The following is a 17,835-nucleotide window of genomic DNA, read 5'->3' on the forward strand; positions in this document are numbered from 1 at the left end:
TCGCGTCCATGTTGGAGACCTCGGCACGACTGCTCCGCCTGCTCTCCCTGCTGCAGGCCCACCGCGAATGGTCCGGCGCCGACCTCGCCGACCGGCTCGGCGTCACCGCGCGCACGGTCCGCCGGGACGTCGACCGGCTGCGCGAGCTGGGCTACCCCGTGCACGCCAGCCCCGGCACCGGGGGCGGCTACCAGCTCGGCGCGGGCGCCGAACTGCCGCCGCTGCTCCTGGACGACGACGAGGCGGTCGCGGTCGCCGTCGGCCTGCGCACCGCCGCCGGGCAGGGCATCGAGGGCATCGGGGAGACCTCGGTAAGGGCGCTCACCAAGCTGGAACAGGTGCTGCCGAGCAGGCTGCGCCGCCGGGTGGGCGCCCTGAACGCCTTCACCGTGCCGCTGCTGCGCACCCCGCGGGCCCAGGGCGTGGACGCCGCCGTCCTGACCGAGCTGGCGGGGGTCTGCCGGGACGCGGAGCGGCTGCGCTTCGACTACCGCGACCACACGGGTGCCTCGAGCCGCCGCACCGTCGAACCGCACCGCCTGGTGTGCACCGAGAGCCGCTGGTACCTCGTGGCGTGGGACCTTGAGCGCGCGGACTGGCGCACGTTCCGCGTGGACCGCCTCACGCCGAGGCCGCCGCACGGGCCGCGCTGCGCACCGCGCACCCCGCCGGCCGACGACCTGGCCGCGTATGTCGCCAAGGGCGTCTCCACGCGCGCGTACGCCGCGCGGGCCGTGGTCCGCCTCCTCGTGCCGCTGGAGGAGGCCGCCCAGCGGATCTCACCGGCCGACGGCACCCTGGAGGTCGAGACCGAGCGGAGCTGCCTGCTGCGCACGGGGGCGGCGAGCCTGGACGTGATGGTCTTCCACGTGATGTTCATGGGGCTGGAGTTCGAGGTCGTGGAACCCGTCGAACTCACCGAACGGATCAGGAACTTCACGGGCCTCCTGAGCCGGGCCCTGGACCGCGGCGCTCGGTCCCCGGACCCTCGGGAGGCCGGCCCGGGTCCGACGCCGGGAGCGCCGTGTACTGGGGCCGGCACATCGGGCACTGTGCCGGAATCATGAATTCCCCATGCGCCGTCACCACCCTGGCGCGGGCCCGTACTCCGAAATGCGGAGAGTTCGTCAAGAGCGCCCGGCGCTATTCGGGATGTGCTATTCAGGGCGGCGGCACGGAGTCCTTCAGGGTGTCGGGAAGAGGTCCGCGAATTAACCCGACAGAGGGACGGAACCGCCCATACGTGTGACGGAGTTCGGCTGAAACGCGCGTCGTGATCCTGTGACAAAAGCGTGACCGGAGAGGGATCAGTGACGCATGGTGTGCGGCCCCGGCCTTCCCCGGCGGCCCCCCTGCCGCCTAACGTGGCGGCCATGGCACCCATCCCCACCCCACCCGCAGAGCCCGAGGACAGCCCGGAGAGTTACCTGGGCCTGGCGGCCGAGGCCGCCGAGCGGCAGGCGCGCGAGCGCGGCTGGTCCACCGTCAGGACGCTGCCGCCGGGGGCGTTCATCACCATGGAGTACCTCGCGGGGCGCCTCAACTTCGAGGTCGAGCAAGGCGTCGTCAAGCGGTCCTGGAAGGGCTGAACACCGCCACCGCCGCTACAGATGCCGTCACCGTCCGGCGACGGCAGCGGCGCAGCGGCGCTGACGACGAAGGCCCCGGTTCCTCGACGGAACCGGGGCCTTCGCGGTGCGGGGTCGGGCGGTGCGTACCGGGCCCCGCCCTCGGAGGTCAGCCGCCCGCCACCGGCCGGGCGGACGTGGCGCCACGCGGCACCCGGTCGGAGTGCGGCGGGCGGCGGCTGCCGGCCGGGGTGACCGGCGTGCGCTCGGAGCGGGCCGTGTGCGGGCCCGGCGCGAGGTAGGCGGGCGGGCGCACGGCGCGGGCGGCGCCGACCGGCTCACGCGCCGGCGCGGGGTCCTCCGCGGCCAGGCGCTGCGGCACCATCGCGGGGGCCCCGACGGGGGCGTCGGCGGGCTCCGGCAGGGCCGCGGCACCGGCACGGCGGGTGCGCCAGGCCTCGCGGACACCGAAGATCACGGCCTCCACCCGGGCGATCAGCGTCTCGAACCAGGGCAGCGCGAGCAGGATGAGCAGGCCCGCCGCCCAGCCGAGGAAGACATCGCTCAGCCAGTGCGTACCGAGGTAGACGGTGGTGAGTCCGACGCTCAGGGAGACCACGGCCGACAGGGCCGACAGATAGCGCCGGGTGCGGGGCGTGGAGGCCAGATAGGCCAGGATTCCCCAGGTCACGACGGCGTTGGCGGTGTGACCGGAGGGGAATATATCCCCGCCGAGCCACATCTCGTTGGAGCCGATCGCGGTGGCGTAGTGCGGGCCGAGGCGGCCCATGCCCAGCTTGGCGGCGCCCACGGTCACGTTGAGCAGGAGCAGGGCGGCACCGAACATCAGCAGCGGCCGCAGCGTGTGCTGGCGCCAGGAGCGCCAGCCGAGCCAGGCCGCGACCATGACGGCGGTCGGGCCGCGCTGGCCGAGGACGACCCAGTAGTCGAGGAAGGCGTGGATCTCCGGCCACTGCTGGTAGGGCCGGAAGAACATGACCTGCCAGTCGAAGCGCACCAGCCACGAGGTGGTCAGCACGGCGACGACGATGGCCAGGTAGAACGCCAGGGTCGCGCTGAAGAGCACGACCCGGTGCCGGCTCATCCTCGGGACATCGAGGTGGGCCGGTCGTTCCGGCTCACGGTCCAGCCGGGCGAAGACCCGGTCAAGACGGGTGAGGTTTCGTTCGGTACGCACCCAATCGACGTTACAGCGAGTGAGTCTGGCACTAGGCCGATTCAGTGGCTTTGTGATGACGATGTGATGTGGGATTGATCTCAGGCCGAGGTTTATTCCGGGGAAATCCCTATTCGGCTGTCGCCGTCTTGCGTAATTCGTTGATCGTTTTCCATGGCGTTTTATGGCGCTTATGAATTCGTTCACCGGGAGCTGGTGCGGAATTTTCCGTCCGCTCACCACGGGGCACGAAAACGATCATGACGGGATCACGGCGGTCCCGAGCCGTGCAGCCAGAACGCCCCGTACACCGCGCTCAGCACCGCGACCGCGGCGAGGAGCGGCGCCGACCTGGAGGTGCGCAGCCGGGCCAGCGCCACCGCGACCGGCAGCAGCAGCGGGAAGGCGGGCAGCAGAAGGCGCGGCTTCGAACCGAAGTAGCCCGCCGCGCACAGCGCGAGCGCCACGACGATCCCGCAGTAGACGAGCAGCGGCAGCGGCTGCCCCCGGCGGACGCCGAGGACGAACAGCCAAACCACCAGCGCCACCCCGACGAGGAGCCCGACACCCGCGAGGGCGCCGGGCACGGAGGTGAACTTCTCCCCGATGAAACGCGCGAAGGCATAACCGAAGTCGAAACCGTTGCCCCAGCCGGCCTGGACGTCGAGATAGCCGAAGAGGCCGCCGCCGGTGCGCCGGCCCACCCACAGCACATAGCCGGCGGCGCCCAGCGGGGCGAGGAGCATGCCGAGGATCACGCGCGCCTCGACGCGCCGCTCCCGGCGGACGCGCACGGCCGCCGCCACCCAGAGCGCGGCGACCACGGCCGCGCCCACCGGCCGGGTCAGCCCGGCGAAGGAGGCGAGCACGCCCGCCCACAGCCACCGCTCCGTGAGCACCGCGTACAGCGACCAGGCGGCCAGCGCCGTGAACAGGGACTCGCTGTACGCCATCGACTGCACGACGCCGACCGGGAGCACCGCCCACAGCGCGACCGCGCAGACCCCGGCCCGGCGCCCGTACACGTGGTCGGCGACCGCGAAGATCCCCGCCGCGGCGAAGAGCGAGGCGGTCCAGCTCACCGCCAGGCCGGCGTCGGCGTACGACAGGGGACCGGCCGCCGAGACGAGCCGCTCCAGCCAGGGCAGGAGCGGGAAGAACGCCAGGTTCGAGTGGACGCTGCCGTCCGGGAGCGTGACCTCCCAGCCGTAGCCGTGCTCGGCGACCCGGGTGTACCAGAGCGAGTCCCAGCGCGCCGACAGCAGCGTGTGCGGGCTCCGGCCCGCGACCGCCCCCCACGCCGCGAGCACCGCGAGACCCAGCGCGCGCACCCCCGCGTACACCAGGAGCGCGGGCGCGGCGCGGCGCAGCGCGCGGCCCGCCGGAGACGGCGGAAGACGTTGATCAAGAGCGGTCACGGGCTCGATTATCGGCCGTCGCGGGAACCGCGCGCCCACCCGGTGCGTGGTCCCGCACGACAAGGGTGGCGCACGCCACACGGCATCCGCACAACCATGAGAGGTCCGCCACGCGCCCCCGGCGTGAACTCGCGTACTCTGACGGCTCACTCGCCCTGTCCGCGCCGCCGGAGCCGCCAGTCCCCATCCCGCAGGCCGCCGACGCGAGGGATCACTGGGAGGTACGCACATGTCCGGGACGACCACGGCCGCAGCACCGCAGGGCCGTCGGGGATCCGGGGCCGGTGCCGGGGCCAATCGCTGGCTCGTGCTCGTCGTCCTCTGCGTCAGCCTGCTGCTGGTCGCCGTCGACGCCACCGTCCTGCACGTCGCCGTGCCCGCCGTCACCGAGGACCTGACACCCGGCGCCATCGAACTGCTGTGGATCGTCGACATCTATCCACTTGTCTGCGCCTCGCTCCTCATCCTCTTCGGCACACTGGGGGACCGCGTCGGCCGCAGACGCGTCCTCCTGCTCGGGTACGCCCTCTTCGGCGTCGCCTCCGCGATCGCGGCCCTCGCCGACAGTGCGCAGGTCCTGATCGCCGCCCGGGCGCTGCTCGGCGTCGGCGGCGCGATGATCATGCCGGCGACGCTGTCGATCCTGCGCCAGGTCTTTCCCGACCGGCGCGAGCGGGCGCTCGCCATCGGCGTCTGGAGCGCGGTGGCCGCCGTCGGCGCGGCCGTCGGGCCGCTGCTCGGTGGGTTTCTCCTGGAACACTTCTGGTGGGGTTCGGTCTTCCTCATCAACATCCCGCTGATGCTGGTCAGCCTGCCGATCGGGCGTCTGCTGCTGCCCGAGTCGACCGGCGAGCGCGACGGACCGTGGGACGTGGTCGGGGCGCTGATGGCCGCGGGCGGGCTCTTCGGGCTCGTGCTCGGCGTGAAGCGGCTCGGCGGCGGCCAGTCGCCGCTCGGCGCCACCACCCTGATCGCCCTCGCCGTGGGCGCCGCGCTGCTCGTCGGCTTCGTGCGCAGGCAGCGGCGGCGTACGCGGCCACTGGTCGATCTGTCGATGTTCGCGCGCCCCGCGTTCAGCACGTCGGTCGGCTGCATCGTGCTCGCCATGCTCGCCCTCGTGGGCCTCGAACTGATCGCCGCGCAGTATCTGCAACTGGTGCTCGGCCTGTCCCCGCTGGAGACCGGGCTGCGCCTGCTGCCGCTCACCGTCGCCGCGATGGCCGCCGGCCTCGGCGGATCGAAGCTGCTGCACCGCTTCGGGCCGCGCCGCATGGTCTGCGCCGGCTTCTGCCTGACCGCGGCCGCCGTGGTGGTGCTCACCGGCATGGGCGGTCACGCCGACGACGGCCTGTTGCTCTCCGGCTTCGTCCTGCTCGGCTTCGGCCTGGAGACCACGCTCTTCGGCGCGTACGAATCGATGCTGAACGAGGCCCCGCAGTCCGAGGCCGGCGGGGCCGCGGCGATCGGCGAGACCTCCTACCAGCTGGGCGCGGGCATGGGGATCGCCCTGCTCGGCACGGTCATGAACGCGGCGTACGCGCCGGGACTGTCCTCGGTACGGGGCGTGCCGGCGGCGGACAGCGCGGCGGCGAGCCACTCGCTGGGCGAGGCGTACGAGGTCGCCGCGCGGCTCGGCGGGCCCACGGGGGACGCCCTGCGGGCCGCGGCGCGCGCCTCCTTCGTGCACGGACTGCATGTGACGCTGCTGGTCAGTGCGGGATTGCTGCTGCTCGGGGCGCTCGCGGCGCTGAGGCTGCCGCGGGACATGGAGTGCGGGGCGCCCGCGGCGCGGGCCGAGCGGGGAATTCCGGCGCCCCGGGATCCGGCGGGCGTCGGGGCGGACTCCCGGCGCTGAGACACGCGGCCCTTCGGCTGAGGTGTGCGGCCTTCGGCCGGTGGCCGCGGTCCGACGGGTCTGGACGTGCGGGAGAGTGCGTCGTAACGTCGGCGCGAGCCGTAGCTGACTACCACTGCTAGTTTTGTGCCGCCGGAGGCCCGCATGTCCGCAAGCGCCCGCACCCCTCTGCCGCCCTTCGACCCCAGCGACCCCCTCGGCATCGACGACCTCCTCGACCCGGAGGACCTCGCGGTCCGGGACACCGTCCGCTCCTGGGCGGCCGACCGGGTCCTGCCGCACATCGCCGAGTGGTACGAGCAGGGCGAGCTGCCCGGCATCCGCGAGCTGGCGCGCGAACTCGGCTCCCTCGGGGCGCTCGGCATGTCGCTGGAGGGCTACGGCTGCGCGGGCGCGAGCGCCGTCCAGTACGGGCTCGCCTGCCTGGAGCTGGAGGCCGCGGACTCCGGCATCCGCTCACTGGTCTCCGTGCAGGGCTCCCTCGCCATGTACGCCGTCCACCGCTTCGGCTCCGAGGAGCAGAAGCAGCGCTGGCTGCCCGGCATGGCCGCGGGCGAGATCATCGGCTGCTTCGGCCTGACCGAGCCCGACCACGGCTCCGACCCGGCCTCCATGCGGACGTACGCGAAGCGGGACGGCACCGACTGGCTGCTCAGCGGGCGCAAGATGTGGATCACGAACGGTTCCGTGGCGGGCGTCGCCGTCGTCTGGGCGCAGACCGAGGAGGGGATCAGGGGGTTCGTCGTGCCGACGGACGCGGCCGGCTTCTCGGCACCCGAGATCAAGCACAAGTGGTCGCTGCGCGCGAGCGTCACCAGTGAGCTGGTGATGGACGAGGTGCGGCTGCCCGCCGACGCGGTCCTGCCGGAGGTCGTCGGCCTCAAGGGCCCGCTGAGCTGTCTGTCCCACGCCCGCTACGGCATCGTCTGGGGTGCGATGGGCGCCGCCCGCTCGTCGTTCGAGGCGGCGGTGGAGTACGCGAGGACCCGCGAGCAGTTCGGCCGGCCCATCGGCGGCTTCCAGCTCACCCAGGCCAAGCTCGCCGACATGGCGGTCGAACTGCACAAGGGCATCCTGCTCGCCCACCACCTCGGCCGGCGCCTGGACGCGGGCAGGCTCCGTCCCGAGCAGGTCAGTTTCGGAAAGCTCAACAACGTACGGGAGGCGATCGAGATCTGCCGCACGTCCAGGACGATCCTGGGCGCCAACGGGATCTCGCTGGAGTACCCGGTCATGCGGCACGCGACGAACCTCGAATCGGTGCTCACCTACGAGGGCACCGTCGAGATGCATCAGCTGGTGCTGGGCAAGGCGCTCACCGGTCTCGACGCCTTCCGGTGACCCCGGCAGGGGCCGGTGAGCGGCCTTGCCCTAGCTCTGATTGAAAAAACCGTCCGAAGGGCGACCCGCGGCCTCGCCGCTGACGATGTGCGTGTCGGCGGGGGTGAGCAGGAAGACCCGCGTCGCCACGCGCTCGATCGAGCCGCGCAGGCCGAAGGTGAGACCGGCCGCGAAGTCGACCACGCGCTTGGCGTCGGTGGGCTCCATGGACGTGAGGTTCATGATGACCGGGACACCGTCCCGGAAGAGCTCGCCGATGGCGCGCGCGTCCCGGAAGCTGTCCGGGGTCACGGTGCCGATCCGGCGCCCGTCGTCCTCGGCCGTCTCGGGCGCCACCCGCCCCCGCGGGTCGGTGATCCATGCCTCCGGCTGCGCCGGCCCCTCGTCCCTGTCGTCCTCATAACCGTCGTCGTAGTATCGCTCGTCGTTGTTGTCGTCGACGAGGCCAAGCCAAGCACTCGCCTTGCGCACCGATCCCATGGACGCCTCCTCTCACAGCGGTTTCCCTGCATCCGCGTCCCTATGCTCGTCCATGATGCGGATAGTGCGCCAAGTGGATAGTCGCCGCGCGGGCTTTTCGTGACGGTACTGGTGCAGAGTCAACACGCCGACGCACGTGGTAGTTCAAGGGGCCCCTTGCGTACGGATGCTGACGGAGAGTGAAATGTGATGATTCACGGCGTATGGGTGACGGCGGGTACGGACGGGTGAACGGTCCTCGCTACGATGCCGGGGTTCATCAGCTTCGGGCCGCTCGGGGGAGTCGCCGTGTTCGGAATCGTCAGGCCCTGCAGTCATCGTCTCGGCGAGGGGCTCGCCACCCAGTGGACGGCGCACCTGTGCGGGCTCTGCCTCGCGCTGCGCGGTGACCACGGACAGTTCGCCCGCGTCGTCACCAACTACGACGGGCTCATCATCTCGGTGCTGACGGAGGCTCAGGCCGAGCGCACCGCGGCCGGCCGGCGCACGGCGGGGCCCTGCCCACTGCGCGGGATGCGGACCGCCTCCGTCGCGCGGGGCGAGGGCGCGCGGCTGGCGGCCGCCGTCTCGCTGGTGCTCGCCTCGGCCAAGGTCCGCGACCATGTTGTCGACGGGGACGGCCTGCTGGCGCGCCGGCCGGTGGCGCTCGCCGCCCGACGCGTGGCCAGGAGCTGGGACAAGGCGGGCGCGCGGACCGGCTCCGCGGTGGGCTTCGACACCGCCGTCCTGGTGGACGCCGTCGAACGGCAGGCGGGCATCGAGGCCTTGGCGGGCCCCGGCACCTCCCTGCTCGCGGTCACCGAACCGACCGAGACCGCGACCGCGGCGGCCTTCGCGCACACCGCGGTGCTCGCGGGCCGGCCGGGCAACGTCGAGCCCCTCGCCGAGGCGGGCCGGCTCTTCGGCCGGCTCGCGCATCTGCTCGACGCGGTGGAGGACAGGGAGACTGACGCCGCGTCGGGTGCCTGGAACCCCCTCGCCGCGACCGGCACGTCCCTCGCCGAGGCGCGCCGCCTCGCCGACGACGCGCTGCACGGCATACGCCTGGCGCTGCGGGAGGTGGACTTCACCGACGGCAGACTCGCGCATGTGCTGCTCGCGCACGAGCTGCGCCGGTCGGTGGACCGTGCGTTCGGCGGTGCGTCCTGCGGACACGCCCACGTGACGAATCATCAGGGTGGCGCGTTCGGGGCGCCGGGCGGCGCGTTCGGCGGGTCCCCGCACCAGCCTCCGCCGCAGCAGGGCGGCCCGTACGGGGGGCTGTATGGCGGACCCTATGGAGGCCCTCAGGGGGGCGGCGGCAATCCGTACGGGGGTGGTGGCAGCGGTCCGTATGGGGGTGGCGGCCCGCACGGGGGCGGTGGTCCGGGCGGGCCGGGCGGCTTCGGGGGCGGGCCCGCGTTCGAGCCGCAGCCGCCGAAGCCGGGCAGGCGCGGCTTCTGGGCGGGGTGCGCCGTCGCCATCGGACTGTGCTGCACCTGCAAGATGTGCTGCGCCGAGAAGTACGAGGGCCCCTGGTCCCGCAAGAAGCGGGAGGGCTGCTGCCAGAACTGCGACTGCGACTGCGGCTGCTGCGAGTGCTGTCAGTGCTGCGACTGCGGCCTGTGAGCAGCGGCCCGAAACGGACGTACGAGGGGAGGGGGACCGCCGCTCGCGCCGGGCGGGGCGAGCGGCGGGACGTGCGGGGGCGCGCGTGTGAAGGCGGCGGTGCAAGGCCGACGGCGCGCGGGGCGCGGCGTCGGGGGAGGGCGCAGTGGGCCGAGGGCTCGGCTCAGGAGGGCATCAACAAGACGCGGACCACACGCGACCGAAGTCGATGTGGGAGCGCGTGACCAGCCACTGCTGCGAATGCATGGGCCAAGTGGAACAGGCATCCGTTTCCCCGTCAACTGCCGTGAGACGCGGCGCTCACATCCTGGACAGCCTTGACAGCGCACGCGAGAGGACCCGTAATCTCGACGGCGGACCGTGCTGAGGGGCTCGGTCCGTGTGAAGGCGCCACCCGTGTTCGATCTTCCGCATCCACGGAGCCTTCCGCATGCCTCGCGACCCCCTCACGCCTTCCGGCCCTCCGCCGTCCTCCGGCGCCCTCCCGTCCTGCGGCACCGTCACCTCTTCGGCTGCCCCCGCCCGCGCCTCGCTGGTGATCGTCGGCGCCGGGCCGCGCGGCACCGGCGTCCTGGAGCGCCTCGCGGCCAACGCGCCCGAGCTGTACGCCGGTCCCGGCCTGGACCTGCACCTCGTGGACCCGCATCCGCCCGGCGGGGGCCGCGTCTGGCGACAGGACCAGTCGCCGCTCCTGTGGATGAACTCCCGGGCCGATGACGTCACGATGTTCACCGACGACACGGTGGAGATCGCCGGACCGGTCCTGCCGGGACCCGCGCTGGACGAGTGGACCGGCCGCGAGGGGCGGACCTTCGTCGGCCGCCGCGAGCAGGGCGGCTATCTGCGCTGGGTGTACGAGAAGGCCGTCGCCGCCCTGCCGCCCGGCACCGCCGTCCACCACCACCGGCGCAGAGCGTTACGGGTCACCGGGCCGCCCGACGGGCGCCAGGAGGTGTGGCTGGAGGGCGTCGCCGAGCCGCTCGCCGCCGACGCGGTCGTCCTCGCCCAGGGCCACCTCGACGCCGAACCGGACGACGAGCAGCGGGAGCTGGTCCGGTACGCGAAGCGGAACGGGCTCGTGTACCTGCCGCCCCGGTTCACCGCCGACAGCGATCTGTCCCCGCTCGCCCCGGGCGAGCCCGTCATCGTGCGCGGCCTCGGTCTCGCCTTCGTGGACCTGATGGTGCTCCTCACCGAGGGCCGGGGCGGCCGGCACGAAGGGGAGCGGTACCTGCCCTCGGGACGCGAGCCCGTGCTGTACGTCGGCTCCCGGCGCGGCGTCCCCTACCACTCCAAGATCGGCTACGACTGGACGGGGGAACTCCCGCCGCTGCCCCGCTACTTGGGCCCCACCGAGATCGACGCGCTCCTCGCCGGGCCGCGGCCACCCGACTTCCGCCGCGACGTGTGGCCGCTCATCGGCAAAGAACTCGGCTTCGCCCACTACCACCGCCTCTTCACCGCCCACCCCGAGCGCACCGCCGTCGCCTGGCCGGACTTCGACGAGAAGTACGGGGCCTGCCCGCCCGGCAGCCCGGAGCTGGCCGCACTCGTCGCCTCCGCCGTGCCCGACCCCGCCGACCGGCTCGACCTCACCGGCCTCGACCGGCCGCTCGCCGGGGTGCGCCACACCTCGTACGAGGAACTCCAGGAGGGGCTGCGCGCTCACATCGCCGCCGACCTGGCGCGCCGGCACGATCCGGGGCACAGCCCCGACCTCGCCGTCTTCCTCGCACTTCTGTCCGCCTACGGACAGGTGGTGCGCCTCGGTGACGTGGGGACGTGGTGGCACGGCTTCTTCAGCTTCCTCGCGTCCGGGCCGCCCGGACCGCGGCTGCGGCACCTGCTCGCCCTCTCGCGCGCCGGGGTCGTACGGTTCCTCGGCGCCGACGTCCGAGTGAGCGCCGAGAGCGGCGTGTTCCGCGCCCGCAGCCCCACCCTGCCCGGCCAGGTCACCGAGGCCCGCGCCCTCGTCGAGGCCCGCCTGCCCCGCCCCACGCTCGCCCGCACCCGGGACCCGCTGCTGCGCGCCCTGCACGCCGAAGGGGCCGCCTCGACCGCGGCGGGGCTGCTCGCCGTGGACCCCGCCGACGGACGCGTCCTGGACCGCGCGGGCACGGCACACCCCCGCCGCTTCGCACTCGGCCCGCACACCGATGCGCGCGGCGCCGGCGCCTTCACCCGGCCGCGCACCAACAGCCCCTCCTTCCGGCAGAACGACGCCACCGCGCGTGCCGTCCTGGACGTCCTGGGAGCCGCGCGGTGACCACGCGGCCTGCCCCCCCGCCGAACTTCCCCTACGGCGCTCCCCCTCTGACCCGCCCCAGCGAAAGGCCCTTCACCCGATGACCCCACCCCCCGGCGCGCCCTGCCGCGGCGCCCTCCACCTCGCCGCCGCCATCGATCTGCCGGGCGTCCACGAGGCCGCCCCCTACGCCGAGTTGGCGCTGCTGGCCGAGCGCGGCGCCCTGGACTTCGTGACGCTCGGCGACTCCTTCGCGCGGCCCGGCCCGGACGCGCTCGCCGTGGCCGCCCGGATCGCGCCCGCCACCGGCCGCGTCGGACTCGTGCCGACCGTCACGACCACGCACACCGAGCCGTTCCACGTGCAGGCCGCCGTGGCCACCCTCGACTGGGTCAGCCGGGGGCGGGCCGGCTGGCTCCTCGGCGTGTCGGAGACCGAGGCCGAGGCGCGGCTCTTCGGGCGGCGGCGCGCCGCGCCCCGCGAGGAGCTGTGGCGCGAGGCCGGCGAGGTCGCCGAGGCCGCCGCCCTGCTCTGGGACAGCTGGGAGGACGACGCGGAGATACGGGACGCGGCGAGCGGCCGCTTCATCGACCGGGACAAACTGCACCACGTCGACTTCACGGGCAGCACCTTCTCGGTGCGGGGCCCCTCCATCGTGCCGCGGCCGCCCCAGGGCCACCCCGTACGGGTCGTCGACGCCACCGTGCCCGCCGCCCGCGAGATCGCCGCCCGGCACGCGGACGTCGCCCTGGTGCGGGCCGCCTCCGCCCGCCGGGCCGACGTCGCGCGGGCCGAACTGCGGGCGCTGGCCGCCCGGTCCGGCCGCGATCCGGACACGCTGCGGGTGCTCGCCGCCCTCGTCGTCGACCTCGGCGGCGGCGAGTGCGCCGCCGAGCCGGGCCACGGGGGAGGGCCGCTGCCCACCGCCGAGGGGCCGGTGTACCGGGGCGGGCCCGTCGACCTGGCCGAGCTGATCTCCGACTGGCACCGCGCGGGCGCCGTCGACGGCTTCCACCTGACGCCGGTGGAGCCGCGCCGCGACCTGGAGCGGCTCGTCAACGGAACCGTCGCCCTGCTCCAGCACCGCGGCCTGTTCCGCACCTTCTACCCGGGCAGCACCCTCCGGGAGCACCTGGGGCTCGCCCGGCCCGCCAACCGCCACGCCGTGACCGCGGGGGAGCGGTCATGAGCAGACCGGTCCATCTCGCCGCCCACTTCCCCGGGGTCAACAACACCACCGTCTGGTCCGACCCGGCGTCCGGCTCCCACATCGACTTCTCGTCCTTCGAGCGGCTGGCCCGCACCGCCGAGCGCGGCCTGTTCGACTTCTTCTTCCTCGCCGAAGGGCTGCGCCCGCGCGAGCACAAGGGCCGCATCCACGACCTGGACGTCGTCGGAAGACCCGAGTCGCTCACCGTCCTGGCCGCCCTCGCCGCCGTCACCGAGCGGCTCGGCCTCGCCGCCACCGTCAGCGCGACCTTCAACGAACCCTTCGAGCTGGCCCGCCGGTTCGCCGCCCTGGACCACCTCAGCGCGGGCCGCGCCGCCTGGAACATCGTCACCACCTCGGACGCCTTCACCGGCGCGAACTTCCGGCGCGGCGGCTATCTGGACCGGGCGGACCGCTACACCCGGGCCGCGGAGTTCCTCGCGACGGCCAGGGAGCTGTGGGACTCCTGGACGCCCGAGGGCCGGCCGCGGCCCTTCGCGCACCACGGGGAGCACTTCACCGTCGAGGGCGAGTTCACCGCACCGCGCTCCCCGCAGGGGCACCCCGTCGTCATCCAGGCGGGGGACTCGCCCGAAGGCAGGGAGTTCGCCGCCTCGGCCGCCGACGTGGTCTTCACCCGGCACGGCACCCCGGAGGCCGGACGCGCCTTCTACGCCGACGTGAAGGGGCGCCTCGCGGCGTACGGACGGTCTCCCGACGACCTGAAGATCATGCCCGGCGTGACCTTCGTCCTCGGGGACACCGCGGCCGAGGCCCAGGAGAAGGCCGCCGCGATCCGCCATCGGCAGGTCTCCCCGCAGAACGCGATCCTCGCCCTCGAACAGGTCTGGGGCGTGGACCTCTCCTCGTACGACCCGGACGGGCCGCTGCCGGCCTTCGACCCGGCCCCTGCGTCCGAGCTGGCCCAGGGCCGGGTGCGGATCGCCGACCCGCTCGCCGTGGCCCGTGAGTGGCGGGCCCTGTCCGAGGCCAAGGGGCTGTCCATCCGGCAGACCGTCATCGAGACGACCGCCCGCCAGTCGTTCATCGGCACCGCCCGCTCGGTCGCGCGGGAGATGGAGGAGTTCGTGCGCGTCGGCGCCGCCGACGGCTTCATCCTCGTCCCGCACCTCACGCCCGGCGGCCTCGACGACTTCGTCGATCAGGTGGTGCCCCTGCTCCAGGAACGCGGCGCGCACCGCACGGAATACCGGGGCGCTACCCTGCGCTCCCACCTCGGGCTGCGTGAGCCCCTAGGGAAGGAGTGACCACCATGACCACCGAACACCCCGAGCACGCCCCGAGCGCCCCGGACCCCGACGCCGCGGAGGACTGGCGGCGCTGGCACGAACAGCGCACCGAGACGGTCGCGGCCCCCTACGGGCCGCTCTCGCTCACCGGCACGCACTGGCTCGCGGACCATCCGGACGGTTCAATTCTGGACATCCCCGGGCGGTGGACCGGGACAGCCGACGCGGTCGTCCTGAGCGCCGGGGCCGGGGACGGCCTGAGCGTCGACGGCCGCCCCCTGACCGGCGAGGTCCGGCTGGGCGCGGACAGCGGCCCGGCCACCGCCCGCGTCGCCCACGGCGAACGCCGGCTCGTCGTCATCCGGCGCGAGGGCCTGTGGGCGGTGCGCGTCTTCGACCCGCACGCCGCCACGCGCCGCGCCTTCCAGGGCATCGACGCCACCGCCCACGACGCGCGCTGGGCCGTGCCGGGGCGCTTCACGCCGTACGGGGAGAACCGCACCGTCAAGGTCGGCAACGCGGACGGCAAGGAGCGGGGCCTCGGCCTCGACGGAGAGCTGGCCTTCCGGCTCGGGGAAGCCGAGCACACGCTCCAGGTGAGTGTCGAGGCGGACGGCTCCCTCTGGGCCGTCTTCGCGGACGCCACCAGCGGCACGTCCAGCTACCGCTTCCGCTTCCTGCGGCCCGCCGCGCCCGACGCGAAGGGGCGCACCACGGTCGACTTCAACCGGGCGCTGCTGCCGCCGTGCGCCTTCGCCGACCACTTCGTCTGCCCCTTCCCGCCGCCGGGCAACACCCTGGCGACGGAGATCGCGGCGGGGGAGCGGAACGTCCTGGAGCGCTGAACCCCGGCTCCGGGGAGAGCGCCGGGCCGCTCCGGGAAACCCCGGACCGTCTCCGGGAAAGCCCGGACCGACTTCGGGGATCAGCCTGGACCGGCCCTTGGGGGGCGGGGGCCCGGTGGCCGGTCGGACGGCTGAAAGGCGCCCTTGTGCGGCTGGTCCTCGCCCCTCAATACTCCCGAGCAGCGCTTGTCAGGAGCACGGCGTATGCGGAACCCGGGCCTGCTCCATGGCTGCGCCTCACGGGTCCTCAACCCACAAGGACCCACTGACTTCCCTCGGGAGGGAACAACGTGAGGATCAAGCGCACCATCCCCCACACCGGCCTGGTGAGACGTACCCGCCTGCTCGCGACAGCCACCGCTCTGCTCGCCGCCGGCGCGCTCTCCGTGCCCGCGGCGAGCGCGCAGGACGGCATGGCCACCTTCAGCGCCTCGCAGCTCGAACAGGCCAGCGACGCGGTGCTCGGCGCCGATGTCGCGGGCACCGCCTGGGGCATCGACCCGAAGACCAAGCAGGTCGTCGTCACCGCCGACAGCACGGTGTCCAAGGCGGAGATCGCCAAGCTCAAGGCGGCCGCCGGGTCCAACGCTGGCGCCTTGAAGATCGAGCGCACCCCGGGCAAGTTCCAGAAGTACATCTCCGGCGGCGACGCCATCTACGCCGACAGCTGGCGCTGTTCGCTCGGCTTCAACGTCCGCAACGGCACCACCTACTACTTCCTGACCGCGGGGCACTGCACCGACGGCGCGGGCACGTGGTGGGCCAACTCGGCGAAGACCACCGTGCTCGGCACCACGTACGGCTCCAGCTTCCCGACGAACGACTACGGGATCGTGCGCTACACCAACACCTCGATCACCAAGTCCGGCACCGTGGGCAGTCAGGACATCACGACCGCCGCCGATCCCACGGTCGGCCAGACCGTCACCCGCCGCGGTTCCACCACCGGTACGCACAGCGGCCGGGTCACCGCGCTGAACCAGTCCGTGAACTACGGCGGCGGCGACATCGTCTACGGCATGATCAAGACCACGGTCTGCGCCGAGCCCGGCGACAGCGGCGGCCCGCTGTACGCCGGCTCCACGGCGCTCGGTCTGACCTCCGGCGGCAGCGGCAACTGCTCGTCCGGCGGCACGACCTTCTTCCAGCCGGTCACCGAGGCGCTGCGCGCGTACAACGTGAGCGTGTACTGAGCACCACCGGCTGCGGCACCGGTCGCACCGGCAGTACGACGAGCCCCCACCCGGCCACCGGGTGGGGGCTCGTCCCCGTCGCGCACATGGTGTTTGCAAACACGGGCGGCGTGCGCGATGGGGTCGTATGAGAGCGGAAGGGCGCACTGCTGTTTTCGCGTGCGCGTCCCGAAGCGGACCTTGTGTGCGACCGCGCGGCGTCGGGACAGTGGACGAGGCAATGGGCATGGACGCGGCTGTCATCGCGTGACAACGCCGCTGTCCGGGCGTGCCCCCATCTGTGCCGCGTACGCCTCACGATCCGTCAGGCCGCCACGCCGACCGGGTCGTTCCTCCCACAGGAGGTCGTGAGTGGTGAAGCACCGACACGTGTTCATCGCCGGCGGCGACGCGATCTGGGGTGGCGGCTCGCGCTGCTCGCTCGGCTTCAACGGCGCTGAGGGCCTCCGGCGCGGAGATCGGCTGAGTCCGCCCGACGCCGTGAGCCCAGCCCCCCGCCCGCGAGCAACGGGGGGCGGGGCTCACGTCCTGCCGTAGTTCGTGCCGCTGAGGTCGATCGAGCCGTTGACCGGCCGTCCGCGCCGGGCCGACAGGGCGAGGGTGACGACGACGCCGACGAGTGCCCAGGCGGCCAGGACCAGGAGCGGCCCGGTGATCGCGTTCCCCTCGAAGTAGGCGATGGAGCGTGCCACCCAGGTGCCCGCGCCCGGCGGCAGCCAGGGCCCGATCGCCTTCCAGAAGGGCGGCAGCATCGGCAGCGGGAAGGCGCCGCCCGCGCTCGGGTTGCCCCCGATGACGATGATGAGGACGGCCAGGCCGATGCCCATGATGCCGGTGAGCGCCTGGAGGGCGAGCGTGATCGCGCCGACCCCGAAGACGACCAGGGCGCCCAGACCCCACAGACCCATGATGCTGCCGGGCAGGGCCCCGAGGATCGGCCCGATGATGACCGCGCCGCCGAGGCCGCCGATGATCGAGTAGAGCGCCATGGTGGCGAGCCTGATGATCGCGCGCGGCACGTTGGCGGCGCGGGAGCCCGCGCTGATCGCGAGGATCGACGCGCACAGATAGCCGCCGACGCACCAGCCGACGATCAGGTAGAAGGACGAGAGGCCGTTGAAGTCCTGGTCCGACGCGGCGGCCACGTCCACGGTCTTCACCGTGCGCTTCTCGGCCGCGTCGACCTCCGTGAGGAGGGAGGTCAGGGTCCTGGAGAGCGCCGTGCCGCCGCCGGAGGCGACCAGGAGGGTGTCGGTCGTGCCGCGCGGGTCCACGAGCAGGGCGCCGTCGATGTCGCGGTGCGCGATCTGGTGGCGGGCCTCGGCCTCGTCCGTGAGGACACGGGGGTCCAGCGGTTCGCCGGGGAGCTTCTCCAGCCGGTCGGCGGTCTGCTGGGCCGCCTCCTTGGGGGCGACCACCCCGAAGGCCACGTCCTTGGGTCTCGGGTCGTGCAGCGCGCCCACGTAGGAGGCGATGAACAGCAGCTGCAGGGCGAGTACGCCGAGGACGAGCAGGGCTGCTCGCGGGGTGACGGCGCTCTTCATTTCGTCGGCGAACCTCATGCCCCCACGCTCCAGGGCACCGGTCGTCCGCGCAGGTGGGAGGGGCCGGACGGGTGACGCGGCGGCCCCGTGGGGGTGGGCCC

General features: G+C 73.4%; 14 protein-coding genes. 10 read left to right on the top strand and 4 right to left on the bottom strand.

The window, feature by feature from the left end; genetic code table 11:
- Positions 1–8: 8 nt before the first annotated feature.
- Together ACZ5GP_RS20500 and ACZ5GP_RS20505 are read left to right on the top strand one after the other, a co-directional pair.
- Positions 9–1,067 carry a helix-turn-helix transcriptional regulator gene (locus ACZ5GP_RS20500; RefSeq protein ID WP_468752205.1) on the top strand — a complete coding sequence of 353 codons (1,059 nt, stop codon included), beginning with the start codon at positions 9–11 and terminating at the stop codon, positions 1,065–1,067.
- Between the two features lie 306 nt (positions 1,068–1,373).
- Positions 1,374–1,589: an I78 family peptidase inhibitor gene (locus ACZ5GP_RS20505; RefSeq protein WP_468752206.1), complete on the top strand. Its 216-nt coding sequence runs from the start codon at positions 1,374–1,376 to the stop codon at positions 1,587–1,589.
- 148 nt (positions 1,590–1,737) lie between these two features.
- Here ACZ5GP_RS20505 and ACZ5GP_RS20510 read toward each other — a convergent pair whose 3' ends face one another.
- Positions 1,738–2,766 (bottom strand): phosphatase PAP2 family protein, encoded by a 1,029-nt coding sequence (locus ACZ5GP_RS20510; protein WP_468752207.1) that lies wholly within the window; start codon positions 2,764–2,766, stop codon positions 1,738–1,740.
- Between the two features lie 248 nt (positions 2,767–3,014).
- On the bottom strand, positions 3,015–4,163 hold the full coding sequence (locus ACZ5GP_RS20515) for a hypothetical protein (RefSeq protein ID WP_468752208.1): 1,149 nt from the start codon (positions 4,161–4,163) through the stop codon (positions 3,015–3,017).
- A 229-nt stretch (positions 4,164–4,392) separates the two neighbouring features.
- Here ACZ5GP_RS20515 and ACZ5GP_RS20520 point away from each other — a divergent pair, with 229 nt between their 5' ends.
- Together ACZ5GP_RS20520 and ACZ5GP_RS20525 are read left to right on the top strand one after the other, a co-directional pair.
- Positions 4,393–6,018 (top strand): MFS transporter, encoded by a 1,626-nt coding sequence (locus ACZ5GP_RS20520; RefSeq protein WP_468752209.1) that lies wholly within the window; start codon positions 4,393–4,395, stop codon positions 6,016–6,018.
- Between the two features lie 144 nt (positions 6,019–6,162).
- Positions 6,163–7,359: an acyl-CoA dehydrogenase family protein gene (locus tag ACZ5GP_RS20525; protein ID WP_468752210.1), complete on the top strand. Its 1,197-nt coding sequence runs from the start codon at positions 6,163–6,165 to the stop codon at positions 7,357–7,359.
- Between the two features lie 30 nt (positions 7,360–7,389).
- Here the strand turns inward: ACZ5GP_RS20525 and ACZ5GP_RS20530 are convergent, their stop codons facing one another.
- Positions 7,390–7,839, bottom strand: coding sequence for a cell division protein SepF (locus ACZ5GP_RS20530; RefSeq protein ID WP_468752211.1), 450 nt, complete (start codon positions 7,837–7,839; stop codon positions 7,390–7,392).
- 288 nt (positions 7,840–8,127) lie between these two features.
- Between ACZ5GP_RS20530 and ACZ5GP_RS20535 the strand changes: the two genes are divergently transcribed.
- The 6 genes from ACZ5GP_RS20535 to ACZ5GP_RS20560 all read left to right on the top strand — a co-directional run bounded on the left by ACZ5GP_RS20535 (position 8,128) and on the right by ACZ5GP_RS20560 (position 16,190).
- A complete protein-coding gene (locus ACZ5GP_RS20535) occupies positions 8,128–9,447 on the top strand; it encodes a DUF5685 family protein (protein WP_468752212.1) in 1,320 nt (439 codons plus the stop codon).
- A 430-nt stretch (positions 9,448–9,877) separates the two neighbouring features.
- On the top strand, positions 9,878–11,713 hold the full coding sequence (locus tag ACZ5GP_RS20540) for an FAD/NAD(P)-binding protein (RefSeq protein WP_468752213.1): 1,836 nt from the start codon (positions 9,878–9,880) through the stop codon (positions 11,711–11,713).
- Positions 11,714–11,792: 79 nt separating this feature from the next.
- Positions 11,793–12,881: an LLM class flavin-dependent oxidoreductase gene (locus ACZ5GP_RS20545; protein WP_468752214.1), complete on the top strand. Its 1,089-nt coding sequence runs from the start codon at positions 11,793–11,795 to the stop codon at positions 12,879–12,881.
- Entirely contained in the window at positions 12,878–14,170 is a 1,293-nt protein-coding gene (locus ACZ5GP_RS20550; protein WP_468752215.1) for an NtaA/DmoA family FMN-dependent monooxygenase, read from the top strand. The genes ACZ5GP_RS20545 and ACZ5GP_RS20550 overlap by 4 nt, the downstream gene beginning before the upstream one ends.
- Before the next feature lie 5 nt (positions 14,171–14,175).
- A complete protein-coding gene (locus ACZ5GP_RS20555) occupies positions 14,176–14,997 on the top strand; it encodes a DUF1684 domain-containing protein (RefSeq protein ID WP_468752216.1) in 822 nt (273 codons plus the stop codon).
- A 290-nt stretch (positions 14,998–15,287) separates the two neighbouring features.
- Positions 15,288–16,190 carry a S1 family peptidase gene (locus tag ACZ5GP_RS20560; protein ID WP_468752217.1) on the top strand — a complete coding sequence of 301 codons (903 nt, stop codon included), beginning with the start codon at positions 15,288–15,290 and terminating at the stop codon, positions 16,188–16,190.
- Positions 16,191–16,711: 521 nt separating this feature from the next.
- Here the strand turns inward: ACZ5GP_RS20560 and ACZ5GP_RS20565 are convergent.
- Positions 16,712–17,752: an ABC-2 transporter permease gene (locus tag ACZ5GP_RS20565; protein WP_468752218.1), complete on the bottom strand. Its 1,041-nt coding sequence runs from the start codon at positions 17,750–17,752 to the stop codon at positions 16,712–16,714.
- Positions 17,753–17,835: the final 83 nt, after the last annotated feature.

Source organism: Streptomyces sp. NPDC031466, from assembly GCF_055581265.1.